The following is a 15,837-nucleotide window of genomic DNA, read 5'->3' on the forward strand; positions in this document are numbered from 1 at the left end:
CCATGCACCGAAGGCTCACGGGCCGGATCGTCGTCGCCACCCACAATGCCGGCAAGCTGCGCGAAATGCGCGAGCTTCTCGCCCCCTTCGCGATCGAAGCGGTCTCGGCGGGTGAACTCGGGCTTCCCGTGCCAGACGAGACCGGGCACATGTTTGCGGAGAATGCTGCCCTGAAGGCGCGGGCTGCCGCGGTTGCGACCGGGTTGCCGGCCTTTTCGGATGATTCAGGTCTGTGCGTCACTGCGCTTGACGGCGCGCCCGGGCTCTTCACCGCGGATTGGGCGGGTCCCGAGCGTGATTTCGGGAAAGCGATGGCGCGGGTGGAGCACGAACTTCAGAAACGCCATGTTCCCGATGATGCGCGGGGCGCATATTTCGTCTCGGCCCTCGTCATCGCCTGGCCCGATGGGCACGAGGAACTCTTCGAAGGCCGTGTCTTCGGCCGGGTGGTCTGGCCGCCGCGCGGCGACAAGGGGTTCGGCTACGATCCGATGTTCCAGCCCGACGGCCTCGACCGGACATTCGGGGAAATCAGCGCCGAGGAGAAGCACGGCATCGATTGGAGCACGCGCCCCCCAAAGGCCCTCTCGCACCGGGCGCGCGCCTTCGTGGCTCTGGCTGAAGGCTGCTTGGGTTCCGATCGGAACGGCTGAACGGGCTCTGACCGCTCACGTGCGGCGACGGACCGGTTGCCAGGTGCATGTTGCCCTTCGCGGTGCCACGCAGGCCGGTGGGGCCTCCGCATCCTGTCAGGCTCCCGGTCGGTCGTTTTGTCTCTTGGTAACCCCCGTCGAAACCTTCATATGCGCATGATGGTTCGTCATCCGACCCGCGATGCCGGTTTCGGCGTCTATGTGCACTGGCCCTTCTGCCTCTCGAAGTGCCCATATTGCGACTTCAACAGCCATGTCCGGCACCAGCCTGTCGACCAGGCGAGGTTCGTCGCGGCGTTCCGGCGGGAGATCGACAGCTTCGCGGCACGACTGCCGGGGCGCACGGTCACGAGCATCTTCCTCGGAGGGGGAACCCCGTCCCTGATGAAACCCGAGACGGTCGAGGGCATCCTCGAGGCGGTCTCCGGCACCTGGGCGGTTGCTCCTGACGTGGAGGTGACGCTCGAGGCCAATCCGACGAGCGTCGAGGCTGAGCGTTTCGCCGGATATCGGGCAGCCGGTGTGAACCGGGTCTCCCTCGGGATCCAGGCGCTCGATGATGCAGATTTGCGCCGCCTTGGCCGCCTCCACAGTGCCGCGGAGGCGCTCGACGCGCTGCGCATCGCGGTGTCGCAATTCGATCGGGTGTCCTTCGATCTCATCTATGCCCGTCCCGGCCAGGATCTGGACGCGTGGCGTCACGAGCTGCGGGCGGCGCTCGGACAGGGTATCGAGCACCTTTCGCTCTACCAGCTCACGATCGAGCCGGACACGTGGTTCGAGCGCCTCTACAAGGCGGGACAACTGGTCCTTCCGGGACCCGACGAGGCCCGCGCCTTCTACGACGTGACGCAGGAGATCTGCGAGGCGCATGGCATGCCGGCCTACGAGATCTCCAATCATGCCAGGCCGGGCGCCGAGGCCCGCCACAATCTCCTCTACTGGCGCTACGGCGAATATGTCGGCGTCGGGCCCGGCGCCCACGGCCGTATCGTGACGGGGAATGCCCGGATCGCCACCAGCACCGAGCGCCACCCGGAAACATGGCTTGCCCTCGTCGAGCGGGACGGACACGGGATCCTCGACGAGGAGGCCCTTTCCAGCGAGGCGGAGGGTGACGAATTCCTGCTCATGGGGCTGCGCCTCACCGAGGGCATCGACCGTGGCCGCTTCACCGCGCTGACCGGCCGCGCCCTCGACGAGGGCCGCATCGAGGATCTCGCCCGCGAAGGACTGGTTGCGCTACGGCCGGACGGACGGCTCGCCGTCACGGCAGCCGGTTTCCCGGTGCTCGATGCCGTCGTCGCCGACTTGGCAGCTTGATGACTTGGCGGCCTGAGGAACTCGATCAGAAACCGGGTGCCGGCAGCGTCCGCGGCGCGGCACTGACGGTCGCGAGAGTCCCGTCCCGGATTTCGTGCACCGCGAGGGCCCGGTCGCTCGTACCATCAGAGCGGAACCGGAAGACGCCATCCGCGCCCGCAAAGCCGGCCGGATTCGTCAGCACGCCCTCCGTGAAGCGCTGTGTGCCCTGCGTTCGCACCAGGGCCGCAGCCAGGGATACGGCATCGAACGACAGTGTTGCGAGGCGCACCGGGTCGCTGTTGTAGCGGGCGCGATAACGCGCCGCGAAAGCGTCGAACCCCCGGCTGTCCGGGCTCGCGAACCAGCCGCCCTGCAGGCTCCGCAGCGAGAAGGCCCGTGGCTCGTTCCAGACACCGGTTCCGAGCGGCTTCACCCGCCGCGGGTCGAACCCTGCGGACTGCAGAGCCTGATCGACGGCCGGCAGCCCCTCGGCGCTTTCCGGGATGAGAATCGCATCCGCCTGGGGAGATGCTCCTCCGATTACCATCCGGAGCCGTCCGACGGCAGCCTGCGGCTGTCCGCCCGGATAGCGCTCGAGGGCGGCAATGCGCAGGCCCCGCGCCGCGACCGCCTCGCTGAACCGGGCCTCGACCACACTGCCATAGGACGTCTCGGGAATGAGCATCGCCACCGAGCGCTTGCCCCGCGAGGCCGCGTAGTCGACGATCCTGTCGACCTCCTCCTGCGGAAGAAAGCTCAAGAGATAAACGCCGCGGCTCGCCACGCCGGCATCCGTGGAGAACGCGACGACCGGCACGCCCGATTGCCGGGCCACGCTGGCAGCCGCCTGCACCGAGCCCGCAAACAAGGGCCCGATGATGAACTCGGCGCCCTCTGCGATGGCTTGGCTCGCCGCATCGCGCGCTCCCTCCGGCGTGCCCCGGTCATCCTTCACGATGAGCGTGATGTCCGGATCCTGAAATTCGCCGAGCGCAAGCTCCGCCGCGTTCCGCATGCTTTGTGCGGCGACGGCACCATGTCCCGGGCCGGAGAGCGGCAGGATCAGGGCGACACGAACCGACCCCGTTCCGACCACCGAACCGCTCATGGGAGCCATCGGGCTCTCAGGGGGAGGCGTCTCACCGCCGACCAGACCCGGCGGAAGCAGGGTGCCGGAGCCGACGCAGCCAGCCAACCCGAGGGGAGCCAGAGCGGCGAAGGCACGCCGGCTGATTCTCCGATCAAAGAAGCTCGTCATGGTCTGCCCTTGCAGCAATACGGCCAGCCCTTCGGATCGCGTCATCCCTCGATCGCGTGGAATGACGCATCCTTCCGAGGCCACGCCTTTCATCGATTGCGTGGAACGATGGCAAGGAAAAGTAAACGGTTATCCTATCGCTGCGCATCGGATGCGACGCGAGAGGAAATCGAACGTTCGGCGCAGGCTCGGTTCGCCCTTCCTCATCGAAGGCCGGGCATGCGAGAATGTATCGCCATGGTCCAAAAAATCGATAACCGCATGCGCCGCGGCGAGCAGGCTCGGGCGCCCGGGACACGCGGCGGAGTCTTCACGGCCTTTGGACTTGCCGCCGAGGCGGAGCCTCTCGCACCGGGCCTTTATGTCGTCGCGACCCCGATAGGCAACCTCAAGGACATCTCGTTTCGAGCGCTCAATGTCTTGGCGGCCGCCGATGTGGTGCTCGCGGAAGACACGCGGGTGACGAAAACGCTGCTCGCCCATTACGGCATCACGACGCCGCTCGTAGCGTATCACGAACATTCGAACGACGCGGTTCGCGAGCGCATGATCCAACGTCTCCGTGAAGGAAAAGCGCTCGCGCTCGTATCCGATGCGGGTACGCCGCTCGTATCCGACCCGGGCTACCGGCTCGTGCAAACTGCCATTGCGGAAGGCCTTCCGGTCACGCCGATCCCCGGGCCCTCGGCAATTCTGACGGCGCTCGTCGTTTCCGGACTTCCGACCGACCGCTTCTTCTTCGAAGGGTTTCTTCCGGCGAAGAGCGGTCCCCGGCGAACCCGCCTGGAGGCGCTCGCTTCGATTCCGGGAACATTGATGCTGTTCGAGGCTCCGCACCGATTGCCCGAGATGCTCTCGGATGCAGCTTCTGTGCTGGGGCCGCGACTGGCCGTCGTCGCACGGGAGCTCACCAAGCTCTTCGAGACAGTGCGCCGCGGAACGCTTGCGGAACTCGCGGAGACCTTCGAGGCCGAGGGTCCCCCGAAGGGAGAGATCGTCGTCCTGATCGGGGCCGCGCCCGAAGGGCCTCCTTCTGCGGCCGAGGACGAGGCGCTCGACACGAGGCTCGTCGCCGCGATGGCTCATCACTCCATCAAGGATGCCGCGGCGATCGTGGCCTCCGAGCTTGCGAGGCCGAAGCGGGAGGTCTATGCGCGCGCGCTCGCTCTCGCGAAAGCCAAGGAGAGGTGAATGCATTCGCGGTTCATGGCGGGTGATGGAGTGGCTGCAAGATGAGGACGCGTTCCGAACGGCGGCGCACGACATTCCTTCGTGGTCACCGTGCGGAACTCGCAGCGCTGGTGTTCCTCATCGCGAAGGGCTACCGGCCCCTGGCCCGGCGTTTTGCTGTGGCGGGAGGTGAAGTGGACCTCGTCGTCGCGCGCGGCAAAGACATCGTTTTCGTCGAGGTGAAGGCGCGCAGCCATCTCGACGAGGCCCGGAATGCGATCACGGCGACGAAGCGACGCCGTTTTTCCCGTGCTGTGCGAGCCTGGATCGCGCGACATCCCAAAGCCGCAGGGAAGACCTGGCGCGCCGATGCAATTTTCATCGCGCCTTGGTCATGGCCTCATCACGTCGTAGCTGCCTTCGAGATCGAGGCACTTTGAGGGTTTTTTGCGCTCTCGTACGCTCAGCATCACTGCAAGTTGAGCGAAGCCATCCAGGAGCGCATTGGTCGACGGGTAGATTGCTTCGCCTTCGGCTCGCAAAGACGGTGAGGCGGCGGAAAGGGCTGTGCGCATCGCACGCGGCTCGCAATGACGGGTGTTGTTCAGGCGTCACTCCGCTTCCGGCCGTGCTCATCCCGTAATCACGTCCTCTTCGTCATTGCGAATGAAGTGAAGCAATCTAGTTGCACGACGCCAAAATCTGGATGGCCTCGCGTTCTCGCAACGACGGATCGGATCCGTGCCCGATCGACAACTGCCTTTCCTACGCAGCCAGCCTGCGCCCTCCATGGAAGGACATGCGGATATGGCGGGCGAGCTCTTCGGCGACGGCGCTGATGCGTCCGCGCGGGAGATACAGATTGATCGAGAAAGCTGGGAGACTGGGAAGCCCGCTGGACGGAGGCAGAATTGCGAGCGTTCCGGGAACGGTGGGCGCTAGCAGGGCCAGCACGGCGAGATCGGCTTGCGCCGTCGCGCATTGCGCTTCCAGATTCGTGATGTCCGAAACGGGACGCCACGGTATCTCGGCGGCGCGCAACGCCTCGAGAACCGGTGGCCGGAAGGCGCAGACCTTGCAGCCGACGGAGAGCGGAAGCGGCCGGCGCGCATAGGCCTCACCGCCTGGCGCTCCAGCCCAGACGAGACGCTCCGTTGCAAGACTCTCGCCGTCAGGGCCGCAGCCCAACTCCGTGGTGAGTGTCAGGTCGATGATGCCCTCCTTCAGCCGCTCCAGGAGTTCGGGGCTCGTCGCGCAATCGAGCGTCACCTCGACATTCGGATAGCTGTGCGCGAAGTCCTTCAGAACCTGCGGGAGATAGACGCTCACGAGATCGTGCGGAATGCCGAGCCGGACTTGGCCATCGAAGAGCGGCGTCGTCATGTCGGCCCAGATCTCGTCGTTCAGCGCAAGGAGCCGCTTCGCACGGCCATACAGGCGCTCGCCAGCCGGCGTCAGGCGCAGACCTTTCCGTTCGCGGGTGAACAGGTCACACCCGAAACTCTCCTCGAGCCGCTTGATCTGCTGGCTCACGGCCGCCTGCGTAAGATTCAGCACCGCTGCCGCTGCGGTCATGCCGGCCGTATCCGCAACCGCCACGAAGGCTCGCAGGAGTGCGGTGTCGAGGTTCCGTGACATGATCGATCTCATAATGGGTAATTATCGATAACATAATCAACATTCGTTTCTCTAATGCAAGCCTTTGGGCTAACCTTCTGACATGGCCGAACCCGGGGAACACCGGGCAACGGCGAAATCCGGAGATTCTTCCCTTCGAACCAGCGGCCGCCGGACTCCGGTCCGGCGAGAGGGGGCGCTCGTTTCGGAGGGTTTTGCAAAGGAGATGCGCATGTCCTCGATCTCAGACCGCTTGTCCGCGCCGAAGGCTCTTCGGGTTCCTGTTGGGCGTCCGGTGAAGGTGGGCAGCTGGCTCGATCGCCTCGTCTCGAAAGTCGTTGCGACTTCCACCGTTCTGGTGCGCGAGTGGCAGACTGCACGCGACCTGCGCAGACTCTCCGGGATGAGTGACGCGATGCTCCACGACATCGGCGTGTCCCGAGGGGCGATCGAGGCCGCGGTGCGGCATGGCCGTGATGCCGCCGCGGCGCCAAGCGCCCCGTCCTGCGTGGCCTCCCGATTGCCGGCATCGGCGGTAACGGAGTGGCGGTGAATTCCTCCCTGGAGCATGCTGGATCACCAGCATGCTCCATGCGCCGGCGCTATTTCTCCGTATTCGGTTCCGGCGTGAACACCGTGACCGCGTCAGGCTTGATGCGGAAATGCGCCGGCGTCGACGTGACGATCTCACCGTCCGCATTGACGGAGCGCGGCTTGCGCGTGGTCACGTGGAACTCCTGCGCGCGTATCGCGCGCACTTCGTTCCAGGCTCCGTGCTCGCCGGTGCGAAACGAGCGTGCCATCAGGGCGAGCTTCCAGGCGCGCGCGACCTCGAGGCTGTAGAGATCGAGGTGCTGGTCGTCGATGGCAGCCGTCTTCTCGATGGCATTCCCGCCGCCATAGTACCGACCGTTGCCCACAGCGATCTGAAGGGTCTTGACCTGTACCGATCCAGTTTCGGCCATGATAGTGGCCCGAAACGGCTTGGCTTGCGCGAGCACCTTCAGCGCCACGAAAGCATAGCCCAGACGTCCGAAGCGCCGTTTGATGTCTCGTGTGAGCCGTTGAGCGAGCTCTGCCGAGAGCCCGATGCTCGCGACGTTGAAGAAGGGCTGATCATTCACGAGACCAAGGTCGATGCGGCGGGTATGGCCGCCCGCGATGATCCCGACCGCTGCTTCGAGGTGGTCGGGAATATCGAGGGTCCGCGCCAGGTCGTTGGCGGTTCCCATCGGGAGGATTCCGAGTGGGAGCTTGCGCTCGATCACTCCGGCTGCAGCGGCATTCATCGTCCCGTCGCCGCCTCCGACCGCGACGAGATCGACATCCCGCCCCGCTTCCACGATGAGGGGCGAGAGAGCCTCGCGCTGGTTGCATTCCCGAAGGACGGGCTCGATTCCATGCGCGTGGAGCCGCTCGGCAGCCTCCTCCCCAAGAGTGGCACCGTTGCGGCTGCTGGCGTTTACGATGAGAAGAGCCTTGCGGCGTCGCATGGGAATCCTGCCGATTCCGCCAATGTAAGGCAGCAACGGATTCCGGCCAGAAGCCGGGGGTTGTGTTGCCTTCACGTTGCCGTCGCCCGATAAGGCCGCCCGTTACGGAGATCTTTCCATGGCTCTCACTGTCGCAGTCCAGATGGACTCGATCCAGCACATCCGCATCGCGGGAGACTCGACCTTCGCGCTTCTCCTCGAGGCGCAGCGACGCGGCCATTCCCTCCTGCACTACACTCCGGACAAGCTCTCCCTGAGTGGCGGTGCGGTGGTCGCGGCCGCCGAGCCGATCACGGTGCGGGACGAGGAGGGGAACCACGTCACGATGGGAGAGCCTTCGCGGGTCGATCTCGCCGGCACCGACGTGGTGCTGATGCGGCAGGATCCGCCGTTCGATCTCGCCTACATCACGGCGACGCATCTCCTCGAGCGCATCCATCCCCGGACGCTCGTCGTGAATGATCCCGCGAATGTCCGCAATGCCCCGGAAAAGATCTTCGTCACGCGCTTCCCGGAACTCATGCCGCAGACCCTGATCACGCGCGACCGCGCCGAGATCGAGGCCTTCCGGCATGAGCATGGCGAAGTCGTGATGAAGCCTCTCTATGGCGGCGGCGGCGCCGCGGTGTTCAAGGTTTCGAAGGAGGATCCGAACTTCGGGTCCCTTTTCGATCTCTTTTCCGTCACGTTCCGGGAGCCCTGGGTCGTGCAGCAATACCTCCCGAAGGTGACGGAAGGCGACAAGCGCATCATCCTGGTCGATGGTGAGGCCCGCGGGGCCGTCAATCGCGTTCCCGCGCCGAACGATATCCGATCGAACATGGTTCGCGGTGGTGCCGCCACACAGACGGACTTGTCTCCGCGTGAGCTGGAGATCTGCGAAACGATCGGCCCGCATCTGAAGGAGATGGGCCTGATTTTCGTCGGGATCGACGTGATCGACGGCCGCCTGACCGAGATCAACGTGACCTCGCCCACGGGCATCCGGGCCATCAAGAAATTCGGTGGACCGGATCTGGCTGTGGAAATCTGGGACGTGATCGAGGCAAAGGTCGGCCGCTGAAACCCGGCGGCCGCCGTCACGCCTTCCGGAGTTCGGCCGCGAGCTCGGGCCTCCGGTTGAGCGTCTGGAACACCACGCAATAACGCTCGGTCAGCTTCAGGAGCTGGTCGAGCTTCTCTTGGTCGGCATCGGTGTCGACCTCGAAGGTGAGCCGGATCGACTGGAAGCCTACGAGCGCCGCCTTGTCGACGCCGAGTGTGCCGCGGAAGTCGAGGTCTCCCTCGGCCCGCACCACGCCGCGGCGGAGCTCGATCTGGAGCGCGGTCGCGACGGCTTTCAGAGTCACGCCCGCGCAGGCGACCAGCGCCTCAAGGAGCATGTCGCCGGAACACAGTTCGGCTCCCGAGCCTCCCGTCGCCGGGTGAAGGCCCGCGACGGCGAGCGCGCGCCCAGTCTCGACCTTGCAGGCGACGGCCTGATCATCGAGCGTGCCCGAGGCGCGGAGCGTGATGAGCGCAGCCTCCGGATTCTCACGATACCGATCCTTCAGGGGCGCCTGCAGGGCGCGAAGCGTTGCTGAATCCATGTCACCGATCCCTTTCTGAGACGTCAGTATACGATTCCGGGAGAAATTCACCGACCGAGACGGGAGCGAGGCGCATTACGCTTGATCACCACCAGAGTGCTGCCGCCTCCTGTCCATGCTCACGCCGCCTGGACTCTCGCTCGTCCAGCGAACGGTCCAGGGCCTGCAGGACACGCTGAATTGCGGTTTCGAAAGATGGCGCAATCCGATGGCGAGGATGGGCGAGATCGAGACGTAGTTCGTCGTCGAGCCGGCCGGGTTTCGGACGTATCACGATCACGCGATCGGCAAGACTCTTATTCTTTTTATAGAATTCTTTTTATAGAACGTGTAATTCTGTAAATAAAACATTGGTTGCTTGTCGGGCTGGTCCGTGTTGCTGCTCACCACCGGGCATGCGACATGGCAGAGTGAGGACGTGCCGACGTCGGATCCTTGCGTGATGCTGTTCACCTCGCTCCCGGAGGGCCGTTGATGCCCGCTCGAATGGCGCCCGACGACCGCTTCGCGACACGCCCATGACACGCGATTCCGTTCACCCCCTCCTGGAGCGTCTCGGGTCGGAACGGATCCGGGATGCGGCGGCCTTTCGAGCGGCTCTGGTGCCGGAACTCCGCCACTTTCTCGAGCAAGGGAGAGCGACCGCCGAGGATCGTCTTCTGGCGGAGAAGGACGGACTCGCGTGTGCCCGTCGACTGTCCGGTCTGACGGACGAGGTCGTGTCGCTGATCTACGACGCCGTCCTTCATCATCTTTACCCGGCCGACAATCCTTCGACCGGGGAGCGTATCGCGGTCGTCGCGACCGGCGGCTATGGACGCGGCACGATGGCTCCCGGTTCGGATGTCGATCTGCTGTTTCTTCTTCCCTACAAACCGACAGCCTGGAGCGAGAGCGTCGTCGAGGCAATGCTCTATGTCCTCTGGGACCTCAGGCTGAAGGTCGGCCACGCAGCGCGTTCGGTGGAGGAGTGCATTCGCGAGGCGCAGGCTGACATGACGGTCCGCACGTCATTGCTCGAGGCGCGATTCCTGTTCGGCAACGAGGCGCTCTTCGACACGCTGGTGGCGCGTTTCGACAAGGAGATCGTGGCGACGACCGCGCCCGAATTCGTCGAAGCGAAACTGAAGGAACGCGATGCGCGGGTCGCGAAAGCCGGCGCATCACGCTATCTCGTCGAGCCGAACGTCAAGGACGGAAAGGGCGGCTTGCGTGATCTGAACACGCTGTTCTGGATCGCCAAATACGCCTACCGGATCCGGGAGCCGGAGGAACTCGTTGCGGAGGGGCTCTTCACGATCGAGGAGTTCAGGCTGTTTGCAAAGTGCGAGGAATTCCTCTGGCGGGTGCGCTGCCACATGCACTTCGCGACGGGACGCGCGGAGGAGCGGCTGACCTTCGATCTGCAGCGCGTCCTGGCGGAACGAATCGGCATCTCCGGACGCAAGGGGCTTTCGACGGTCGAGCGCTTCATGAAAGCGTATTTCCTCGTCGCAAAGGAGGTCGGCGATCTGACTGCAATTGTCTGTTCGGGGCTCGAAGCTCGCCAGGCCAAGCGGCGGCCGATGCTCGATCGTGTCTTCGGACGCTTTCGGCGCCGCCGTCGCGGTACGCTCGAGAGCAGCGACTTCGTCGTCGACAATGATCGCGTCACAATTCGCAGCGACGATGCATTCGAGCGCAATCCCGTGAACCTGATCCGCCTGTTCTGGCTGGCCGATCGTCACAATCTTCCGATCCACCCCGATGCGTTGCGCGTTGCGAGTCGTTCGCTCGGGTTGATCGGTCCGTCACTGCGAAAGAATCGTGAGGCCAACCGGCTCTTTCTCGAAATCCTGACGTCGCGGGATGCGCCAGAGGTGGTTCTGCGACGCATGAACGAGGCGGGTGTGCTGGGGCGGTTCATCCCGGATTTCGGCCGCATCGTCGCGATGATGCAGTTCAACATGTATCACCACTATACGGTCGACGAGCACCTGATCCACGCGATCGGTGTTCTAACCGAGATCGAGGCTGGGCGCCTCGGCGACGAGCACCCGCTCGCCAATCGGATCGTCGGCTCTCTGCGGAATCGGCGCGCGCTTTACGTGGCGCTGTTCCTGCACGATATCGCGAAGGGCCGCCCGGAGGATCACTCGGAAGCCGGTGCTGCCATCGCCCGCCGTCTGGGGCCGCGTTTCGGACTGGACGAAGCGGAAACCGACACGGCGGCCTGGCTCGTGCGGCACCATCTTCTCATGTCGACGACCGCGCAGAGCCGCGATCTCTCGGATCCGACGACCATTCGAACCTTTGCAGACGTCGTCCAGACCATGGAACGGCTGCGGCTTCTGCTCGTGCTCACGATCGCGGACATCAAGGCGGTCGGGCCCGGTGTCTGGACGGGCTGGAAGGGCGAACTGCTCCGCACGCTCTACTACGAGACGGAGATGGTGCTGGGCGGGGGCGCCGCCGATATTACCCGATCCGATCGGATCAATCGGGCCCAGGAACGGCTGCGCGCGGCGCTCCCGGACTGGTCGGCCGAAGAGTTCGAAGCCTATGCGGCGCGTCATTATCCGGCCTACTGGCTCAAGGTGGAGCATCCGCGCCAAGTCATGCAGGCCCGCTTCGTCCGAGAGGCGGAACGCGCCAACAGGACGGTTGCCGCGTCGACCGAGACCGATCAGTTCCGCGGCGTGACGGAACTCACGGTGCTTTCACCCGACCACCCGAGATTGCTCGCGATCATCACCGGCGCCTGTGCGGCCGCCGGTGGCAATATCGTCGATGCACAGATCTTCACGACGGCGGACGGCATGGCGCTCGATACAATTGTCGTCTCGCGGGCCTTCGAACTCGACGAGGACGAACTGCGCCGCGGCGAGCGGATCGCCCTTGCAATCGAGCGTGCCCTACGCGGAGAGGTTAAGATCGCCGATCTTGTGGACAGCAAACGGCCCGGTAAGGAGCGGACACGGCCCTTTCACGTGCCGCCGGACGTCACGATCGACAACTCGCTCTCGACTCGCCAGACGGTCATCGAGGTCTCGGGTCTCGATCGTCCGGGACTGCTCTATGATCTCACTACGGCGCTCGGCCGGCTGAACCTCAACATCGCCTCGGCACATATCGCGACGTTCGGTGAAAAGGCCGTCGACGTCTTCTATGTCACGGACCTAACGGGGACGAAGGTGAACCACCCGGGCCGCCAGGCCGCAGTTCGAAGGACTCTGCTCGAGGTGTTCGAGCGTGAGGGCCACGAGCATCTACAGCGGCGCTCGGCATGATTTTGGAGCCTTCGTTGAAGGCAGGCACGGCTCTGCTGCCGGACTGGCCGGCGGAGGTGCCTCTATGGCCGGAGCATCCGAGCGCCCATTCTCCGAGATGCGTTGGGCCCATGCTTGATTTGCCTCTGCTCAGACCTGATATCAGTGCTGAACCTCCCCAGCAGACCGGATGATGATGAAGCCGAACGATACGGACGCGACACCCATGAACCTCGAGAACCCGGAGGAGACGACCTCCGGTGAGGCGCCAGGGAACGGCGCCGCTGCACCGGAAGTCGATCCGGTCGCTTCGCTCGAGGCCGAACGCAACGACCTCAAGGACAGGCTCCTGCGCACGCTCGCGGATATCGAGAACATGCGCCGGCGGACCGAGCGCGAAGTGGCGGATGCCCGCGCGTACGGGATCACGAACTTTGCCCGGGACATGCTAACCGTCGCAGACAACATCCAGCGGGCGCTCGAAGCCGTTCCTGCCGAGGCACGCGAGAGTGCCGACGGGCTACTGAAGGGCCTCGTCGAGGGAATCGAGCTCACCGAGCGCGAGCTGCTGAGGACCCTCGAGCGCCATGGCGTCCGCAAGCTCGACCCGGAGGGGCAGAAGTTCGATCCGAACCTCCACCAAGCGATGTTCGAGGTCCCGAATCCGGACGTGCCGACCGGAACCGTCGTGCAAGTCGTCCAGCCGGGCTACGTGATCGGGGAGCGGGTGCTTCGTCCGGCGATGGTCGGCGTTTCGAAAGGCGGCCCGAAGAACGGAAACGGGTCGCCTCAATCCGCGCCATCCGAACAGGCCTCCTGAGGTCCGGATCCACTGTTCAAGCCGGCTCCGTGATCACGGAGCCGGCTTTCTTGTTGAGGCCACCGCCTGTCCGACGGCGAGCTGGACCTGCCTCCCCGGAATGATCACGCTCGGCTTTGGGTTACGCGGCGAAGCGTCAGATTGATGCGGCCTCCGGCCGGCAGCAGCGCTCGCGTGGTGGCTTGGTCGAGAAGGAGCCGGGAGCTGTCGGGGATGATCCGGTCGACGCCGTGAAAGATCAGGCGGGACGCGCCGCCGAACACGATGGCATCTCCCGAGTTCAGCCTGATCGATCGGGTCGGTGAGTTCCGCTCGAGGCCTCCGATCCGAAAAAGGGCCGTGTTGCCGAGCGACAGGGACACGACCGGCGCATCGAGATCTTCCTCGTCGCGATCCTGGTGAAGTCCCATCCGGGCGCGATCGTCATACAGATTGACGAGGCAAGCCTCCGGGGGAGGCGGGTATGCCGCGAGTTCGGCCCAGGCCTTCAGGAGAATGTCCGGTATTGGGGGCCAGCGCTCGCCCGTGACCGGATGCATGGGCTGGTAGCGATAGCCGCTTTCGTCGGACACCCAGCCGAGCTCTCCACAATTCGTCATCCGAACCGAGAACGGCTTGGCCGTCCGCGGCATGCGCGGCGTGAAGGGCGCCGCCGCCCGGAAGACCCCCTCGAGCTGCGCGAGGAGGCCGGCCTGCGCGGTCCGGTTTAGGTAATCCGGGTAATAGACGAGGCCGACGGCCAGAGTCAGGGCAGCCATCGGGCCTGGCCGTCAGGTGTCGAGAATCCGCTTGTCCTTCACGGTCGTGTCGGCGTTCAGGCGGTAGACGAGCGGTATTCCGGTCGCAAGCTCGAGCGAGGGAATGGTTTGCGGCGTCAGTCCGTCCAGAACCATGACGAGGGCGCGAAGGCTGTTGCCATGGGCTGAAACGAGAACCCGCTGCCCGCGCATCACGCGCGGAAGAATCTCGCGCATGTAATAGGGCAATACCCGCGCGACCGTATCCTTCAGGCTTTCGCCGCCGGGAGGCGCCACGTCATAGGAGCGACGCCAGATATGGACCTGCTCGGCGCCCCAACGGGCGCGGGCGTCATCCTTGTTCAGGCCCGACAGGTCGCCGTAGTCGCGCTCGTTCAGGGCCTCATCGGTGAAGGTCGTCAGGCCTGTCTGACCAAGCTCCTCCAGGATGAGTTCCAGAGTCGTCTGGGCGCGTGACAGCGCCGAAGTGAAGGCGACGTCGAAATTATAGCCGAGCGCCTTCAGCCGCCTGCCGGCAGTGCGGGCCTCCTCGACGCCGAGCGGCGTCAGTCCGGGGTCCTTCCAGCCGGTAAAGAGGTTCTTGAGGTTCCAGTCGCTCTGGCCGTGGCGAGCGAGGACGAGAAGCCGTTCCATGGGGGGTCCTTGGCGCAAAGAGATTCAGGAGGATGCCCGATCCGCGAGGCCGAGCACATCGGCCATCGTGTAATAGCCAGGCTTCTGCGGGAATGCCCATTGGGCGGCCTTGATGGCGCCCCGCGCGAACAGCGAGCGGTCCTCGGCGCGGTGGGTGAGTTCGAGTCTCTCCCCGCCGCCCGCGAAGATCACCGTGTGGTCTCCCACGACCGAACCGCCGCGTAGGCTCGCGAAACCGATGTGGCCGGTCGGCCGGGGCCCCGTATGGCCGTCACGGGTGCGAATCGAGTGATCCCGCAGCGAGAGGCGTCGCCCCTCTGCGGCCGCCTCGCCGAGGAGAAGGGCGGTTCCGGACGGCGCATCGACCTTCATGCGGTGATGCATCTCGACGATCTCGATATCGAAATCATCGCCTAGGGTCGCCGCGGCTTGGCGCACCAATCCTGCCAGAAGATTGACGCCGAGCGACATGTTCCCGGATTGCACGATGCGCGCATGACGGGCGGCCGCTTCGAGCTTGGCGAAATGCTCGTCCGAGAGCCCGGTCGTGCCGATGACGTGAACGATCCTGGCCTGGGCCGCGAGCGCCGCGAAGGCAACGGTCGCGTCGGGGGCCGTGAAGTCGAGGACACCGTCGGCTTTCGCGAAGACTTCCAACGGATCGGCCGTGACGGTCACACCGACCGGAGAGCCGCCGCCGATCACGCCGGCGTCCTGGCCGAGAGCAGGGGATCCATCCCGCTCGACCGCCCCGACGAGGGCGCAGGACGACGTTTCGCGAACCGCCCGGATCAGCATCTGCCCCATGCGTCCTGCAGCTCCCACGACGACCAGACGCATCGCTGTCACTCCCTCATGCTGCACGCCTGGCGCGCGTATAAGATCCCGAGGAGGCCGGATTCAAGGTGCCCCGTGGCGACTCCGCGCCGCTCAGAACGCCGGAATCCTGGCCAGCCTCTTCACTCGACCCCTTCGACGGCCACGATCTCCGCGATCCCGGCGTTTTCACGCTTGGCCTTGGCGGCCTGATATTCGGGCGAATGATAATAGCGCTTCGCCTGCTCCAGGGACTCGAATTCGAGGATGACGTTCCGCGCCCGGGCTTCGCCCTCTAGCGCCTCATAGGCTCCGCCACGGGCGAGCGGGCGTCCGCCGAACTTGCGGATCGCCTCGGTCGCGCCCTTCACGTATTCCGCATAAGCCTCCGGGTCGGTCACGGTGATACGGGCAATCACGTAGGCCTTGGGCATCGACGAATCTTTCTCGTGCTTGGGTGGGACGAGAGTAGCGGAG

At 65.0% G+C, this 15,837-nt stretch carries 16 protein-coding genes; 8 read left to right on the top strand and 8 right to left on the bottom strand.

The window, feature by feature from the left end; all coding sequences use genetic code 11:
• Positions 1–2: 2 nt before the first annotated feature.
• On the top strand, positions 3–653 hold the full coding sequence (locus tag BN1233_RS03945; protein ID WP_046862474.1) for a non-canonical purine NTP pyrophosphatase: 651 nt from the start codon (positions 3–5) through the stop codon (positions 651–653).
• A 159-nt stretch (positions 654–812) separates the two neighbouring features.
• Positions 813–1,976 (top strand): radical SAM family heme chaperone HemW, encoded by a 1,164-nt coding sequence (gene hemW, locus BN1233_RS03950; protein WP_082145185.1) that lies wholly within the window; start codon positions 813–815, stop codon positions 1,974–1,976.
• Between the two features lie 25 nt (positions 1,977–2,001).
• Here hemW and BN1233_RS03955 read toward each other — a convergent pair whose 3' ends face one another.
• A complete protein-coding gene (locus tag BN1233_RS03955; RefSeq protein WP_244470823.1) occupies positions 2,002–3,261 on the bottom strand; it encodes a penicillin-binding protein activator in 1,260 nt (419 codons plus the stop codon).
• Positions 3,262–3,453: 192 nt separating this feature from the next.
• Here BN1233_RS03955 and rsmI point away from each other — a divergent pair, with 192 nt between their 5' ends.
• Together rsmI and BN1233_RS03965 are read left to right on the top strand one after the other, a co-directional pair.
• On the top strand, positions 3,454–4,407 hold the full coding sequence (gene rsmI / locus BN1233_RS03960; RefSeq protein WP_046862083.1) for a 16S rRNA (cytidine(1402)-2'-O)-methyltransferase: 954 nt from the start codon (positions 3,454–3,456) through the stop codon (positions 4,405–4,407).
• A 41-nt stretch (positions 4,408–4,448) separates the two neighbouring features.
• Positions 4,449–4,826: a YraN family protein gene (locus BN1233_RS03965; RefSeq protein ID WP_046862084.1), complete on the top strand. Its 378-nt coding sequence runs from the start codon at positions 4,449–4,451 to the stop codon at positions 4,824–4,826.
• 325 nt (positions 4,827–5,151) lie between these two features.
• Here BN1233_RS03965 and BN1233_RS03970 read toward each other — a convergent pair whose 3' ends face one another.
• Complete coding sequence (locus tag BN1233_RS03970) at positions 5,152–6,024, bottom strand: LysR family transcriptional regulator (RefSeq protein WP_082145187.1); 873 nt, start codon at positions 6,022–6,024, stop codon at positions 5,152–5,154.
• A gap of 211 nt (positions 6,025–6,235) precedes the next feature.
• Here BN1233_RS03970 and BN1233_RS03975 point away from each other — a divergent pair, with 211 nt between their 5' ends.
• Complete coding sequence (locus BN1233_RS03975; RefSeq protein ID WP_046862086.1) at positions 6,236–6,556, top strand: DUF1127 domain-containing protein; 321 nt, start codon at positions 6,236–6,238, stop codon at positions 6,554–6,556.
• A gap of 49 nt (positions 6,557–6,605) precedes the next feature.
• Here the strand turns inward: BN1233_RS03975 and BN1233_RS03980 are convergent, their stop codons facing one another.
• A complete protein-coding gene (locus tag BN1233_RS03980) occupies positions 6,606–7,496 on the bottom strand; it encodes a lipid kinase (RefSeq protein ID WP_046862087.1) in 891 nt (296 codons plus the stop codon).
• A gap of 118 nt (positions 7,497–7,614) precedes the next feature.
• On the opposite strand from BN1233_RS03980, the gene gshB reads away from it, so the two are divergent.
• A complete protein-coding gene (gene gshB / locus BN1233_RS03985) occupies positions 7,615–8,559 on the top strand; it encodes a glutathione synthase (protein ID WP_046862088.1) in 945 nt (314 codons plus the stop codon).
• Positions 8,560–8,575: 16 nt separating this feature from the next.
• Here gshB and BN1233_RS03990 read toward each other — a convergent pair whose 3' ends face one another.
• On the bottom strand, positions 8,576–9,085 hold the full coding sequence (locus BN1233_RS03990) for an OsmC family protein (protein WP_046862089.1): 510 nt from the start codon (positions 9,083–9,085) through the stop codon (positions 8,576–8,578).
• Positions 9,086–9,603: 518 nt separating this feature from the next.
• Here BN1233_RS03990 and BN1233_RS03995 point away from each other — a divergent pair.
• A complete protein-coding gene (locus tag BN1233_RS03995) occupies positions 9,604–12,354 on the top strand; it encodes a [protein-PII] uridylyltransferase (protein WP_046862090.1) in 2,751 nt (916 codons plus the stop codon).
• 175 nt (positions 12,355–12,529) lie between these two features.
• Complete coding sequence (gene grpE / locus BN1233_RS04000) at positions 12,530–13,153, top strand: nucleotide exchange factor GrpE (RefSeq protein ID WP_074078252.1); 624 nt, start codon at positions 12,530–12,532, stop codon at positions 13,151–13,153.
• A 104-nt stretch (positions 13,154–13,257) separates the two neighbouring features.
• Here grpE and BN1233_RS04005 read toward each other — a convergent pair whose 3' ends face one another.
• From BN1233_RS04005 to BN1233_RS04020, 4 genes are all read right to left on the bottom strand, one after another.
• Positions 13,258–13,911: an alpha-ketoglutarate-dependent dioxygenase AlkB gene (locus BN1233_RS04005; protein WP_046862091.1), complete on the bottom strand. Its 654-nt coding sequence runs from the start codon at positions 13,909–13,911 to the stop codon at positions 13,258–13,260.
• Positions 13,912–13,923: 12 nt separating this feature from the next.
• Positions 13,924–14,544: a 2,3-bisphosphoglycerate-dependent phosphoglycerate mutase gene (locus BN1233_RS04010; RefSeq protein ID WP_046862092.1), complete on the bottom strand. Its 621-nt coding sequence runs from the start codon at positions 14,542–14,544 to the stop codon at positions 13,924–13,926.
• 24 nt (positions 14,545–14,568) lie between these two features.
• A complete protein-coding gene (dapB, locus tag BN1233_RS04015) occupies positions 14,569–15,384 on the bottom strand; it encodes a 4-hydroxy-tetrahydrodipicolinate reductase (RefSeq protein ID WP_046862093.1) in 816 nt (271 codons plus the stop codon).
• A gap of 119 nt (positions 15,385–15,503) precedes the next feature.
• Entirely contained in the window at positions 15,504–15,794 is a 291-nt protein-coding gene (locus tag BN1233_RS04020) for a DUF1330 domain-containing protein (protein ID WP_046862094.1), read from the bottom strand.
• Between the last annotated feature and the right edge of the window lie 43 nt (positions 15,795–15,837).

Source organism: Microvirga massiliensis (genome assembly GCF_001006805.1).
GTDB lineage: Bacteria > Pseudomonadota > Alphaproteobacteria > Rhizobiales > Beijerinckiaceae > Microvirga > Microvirga massiliensis.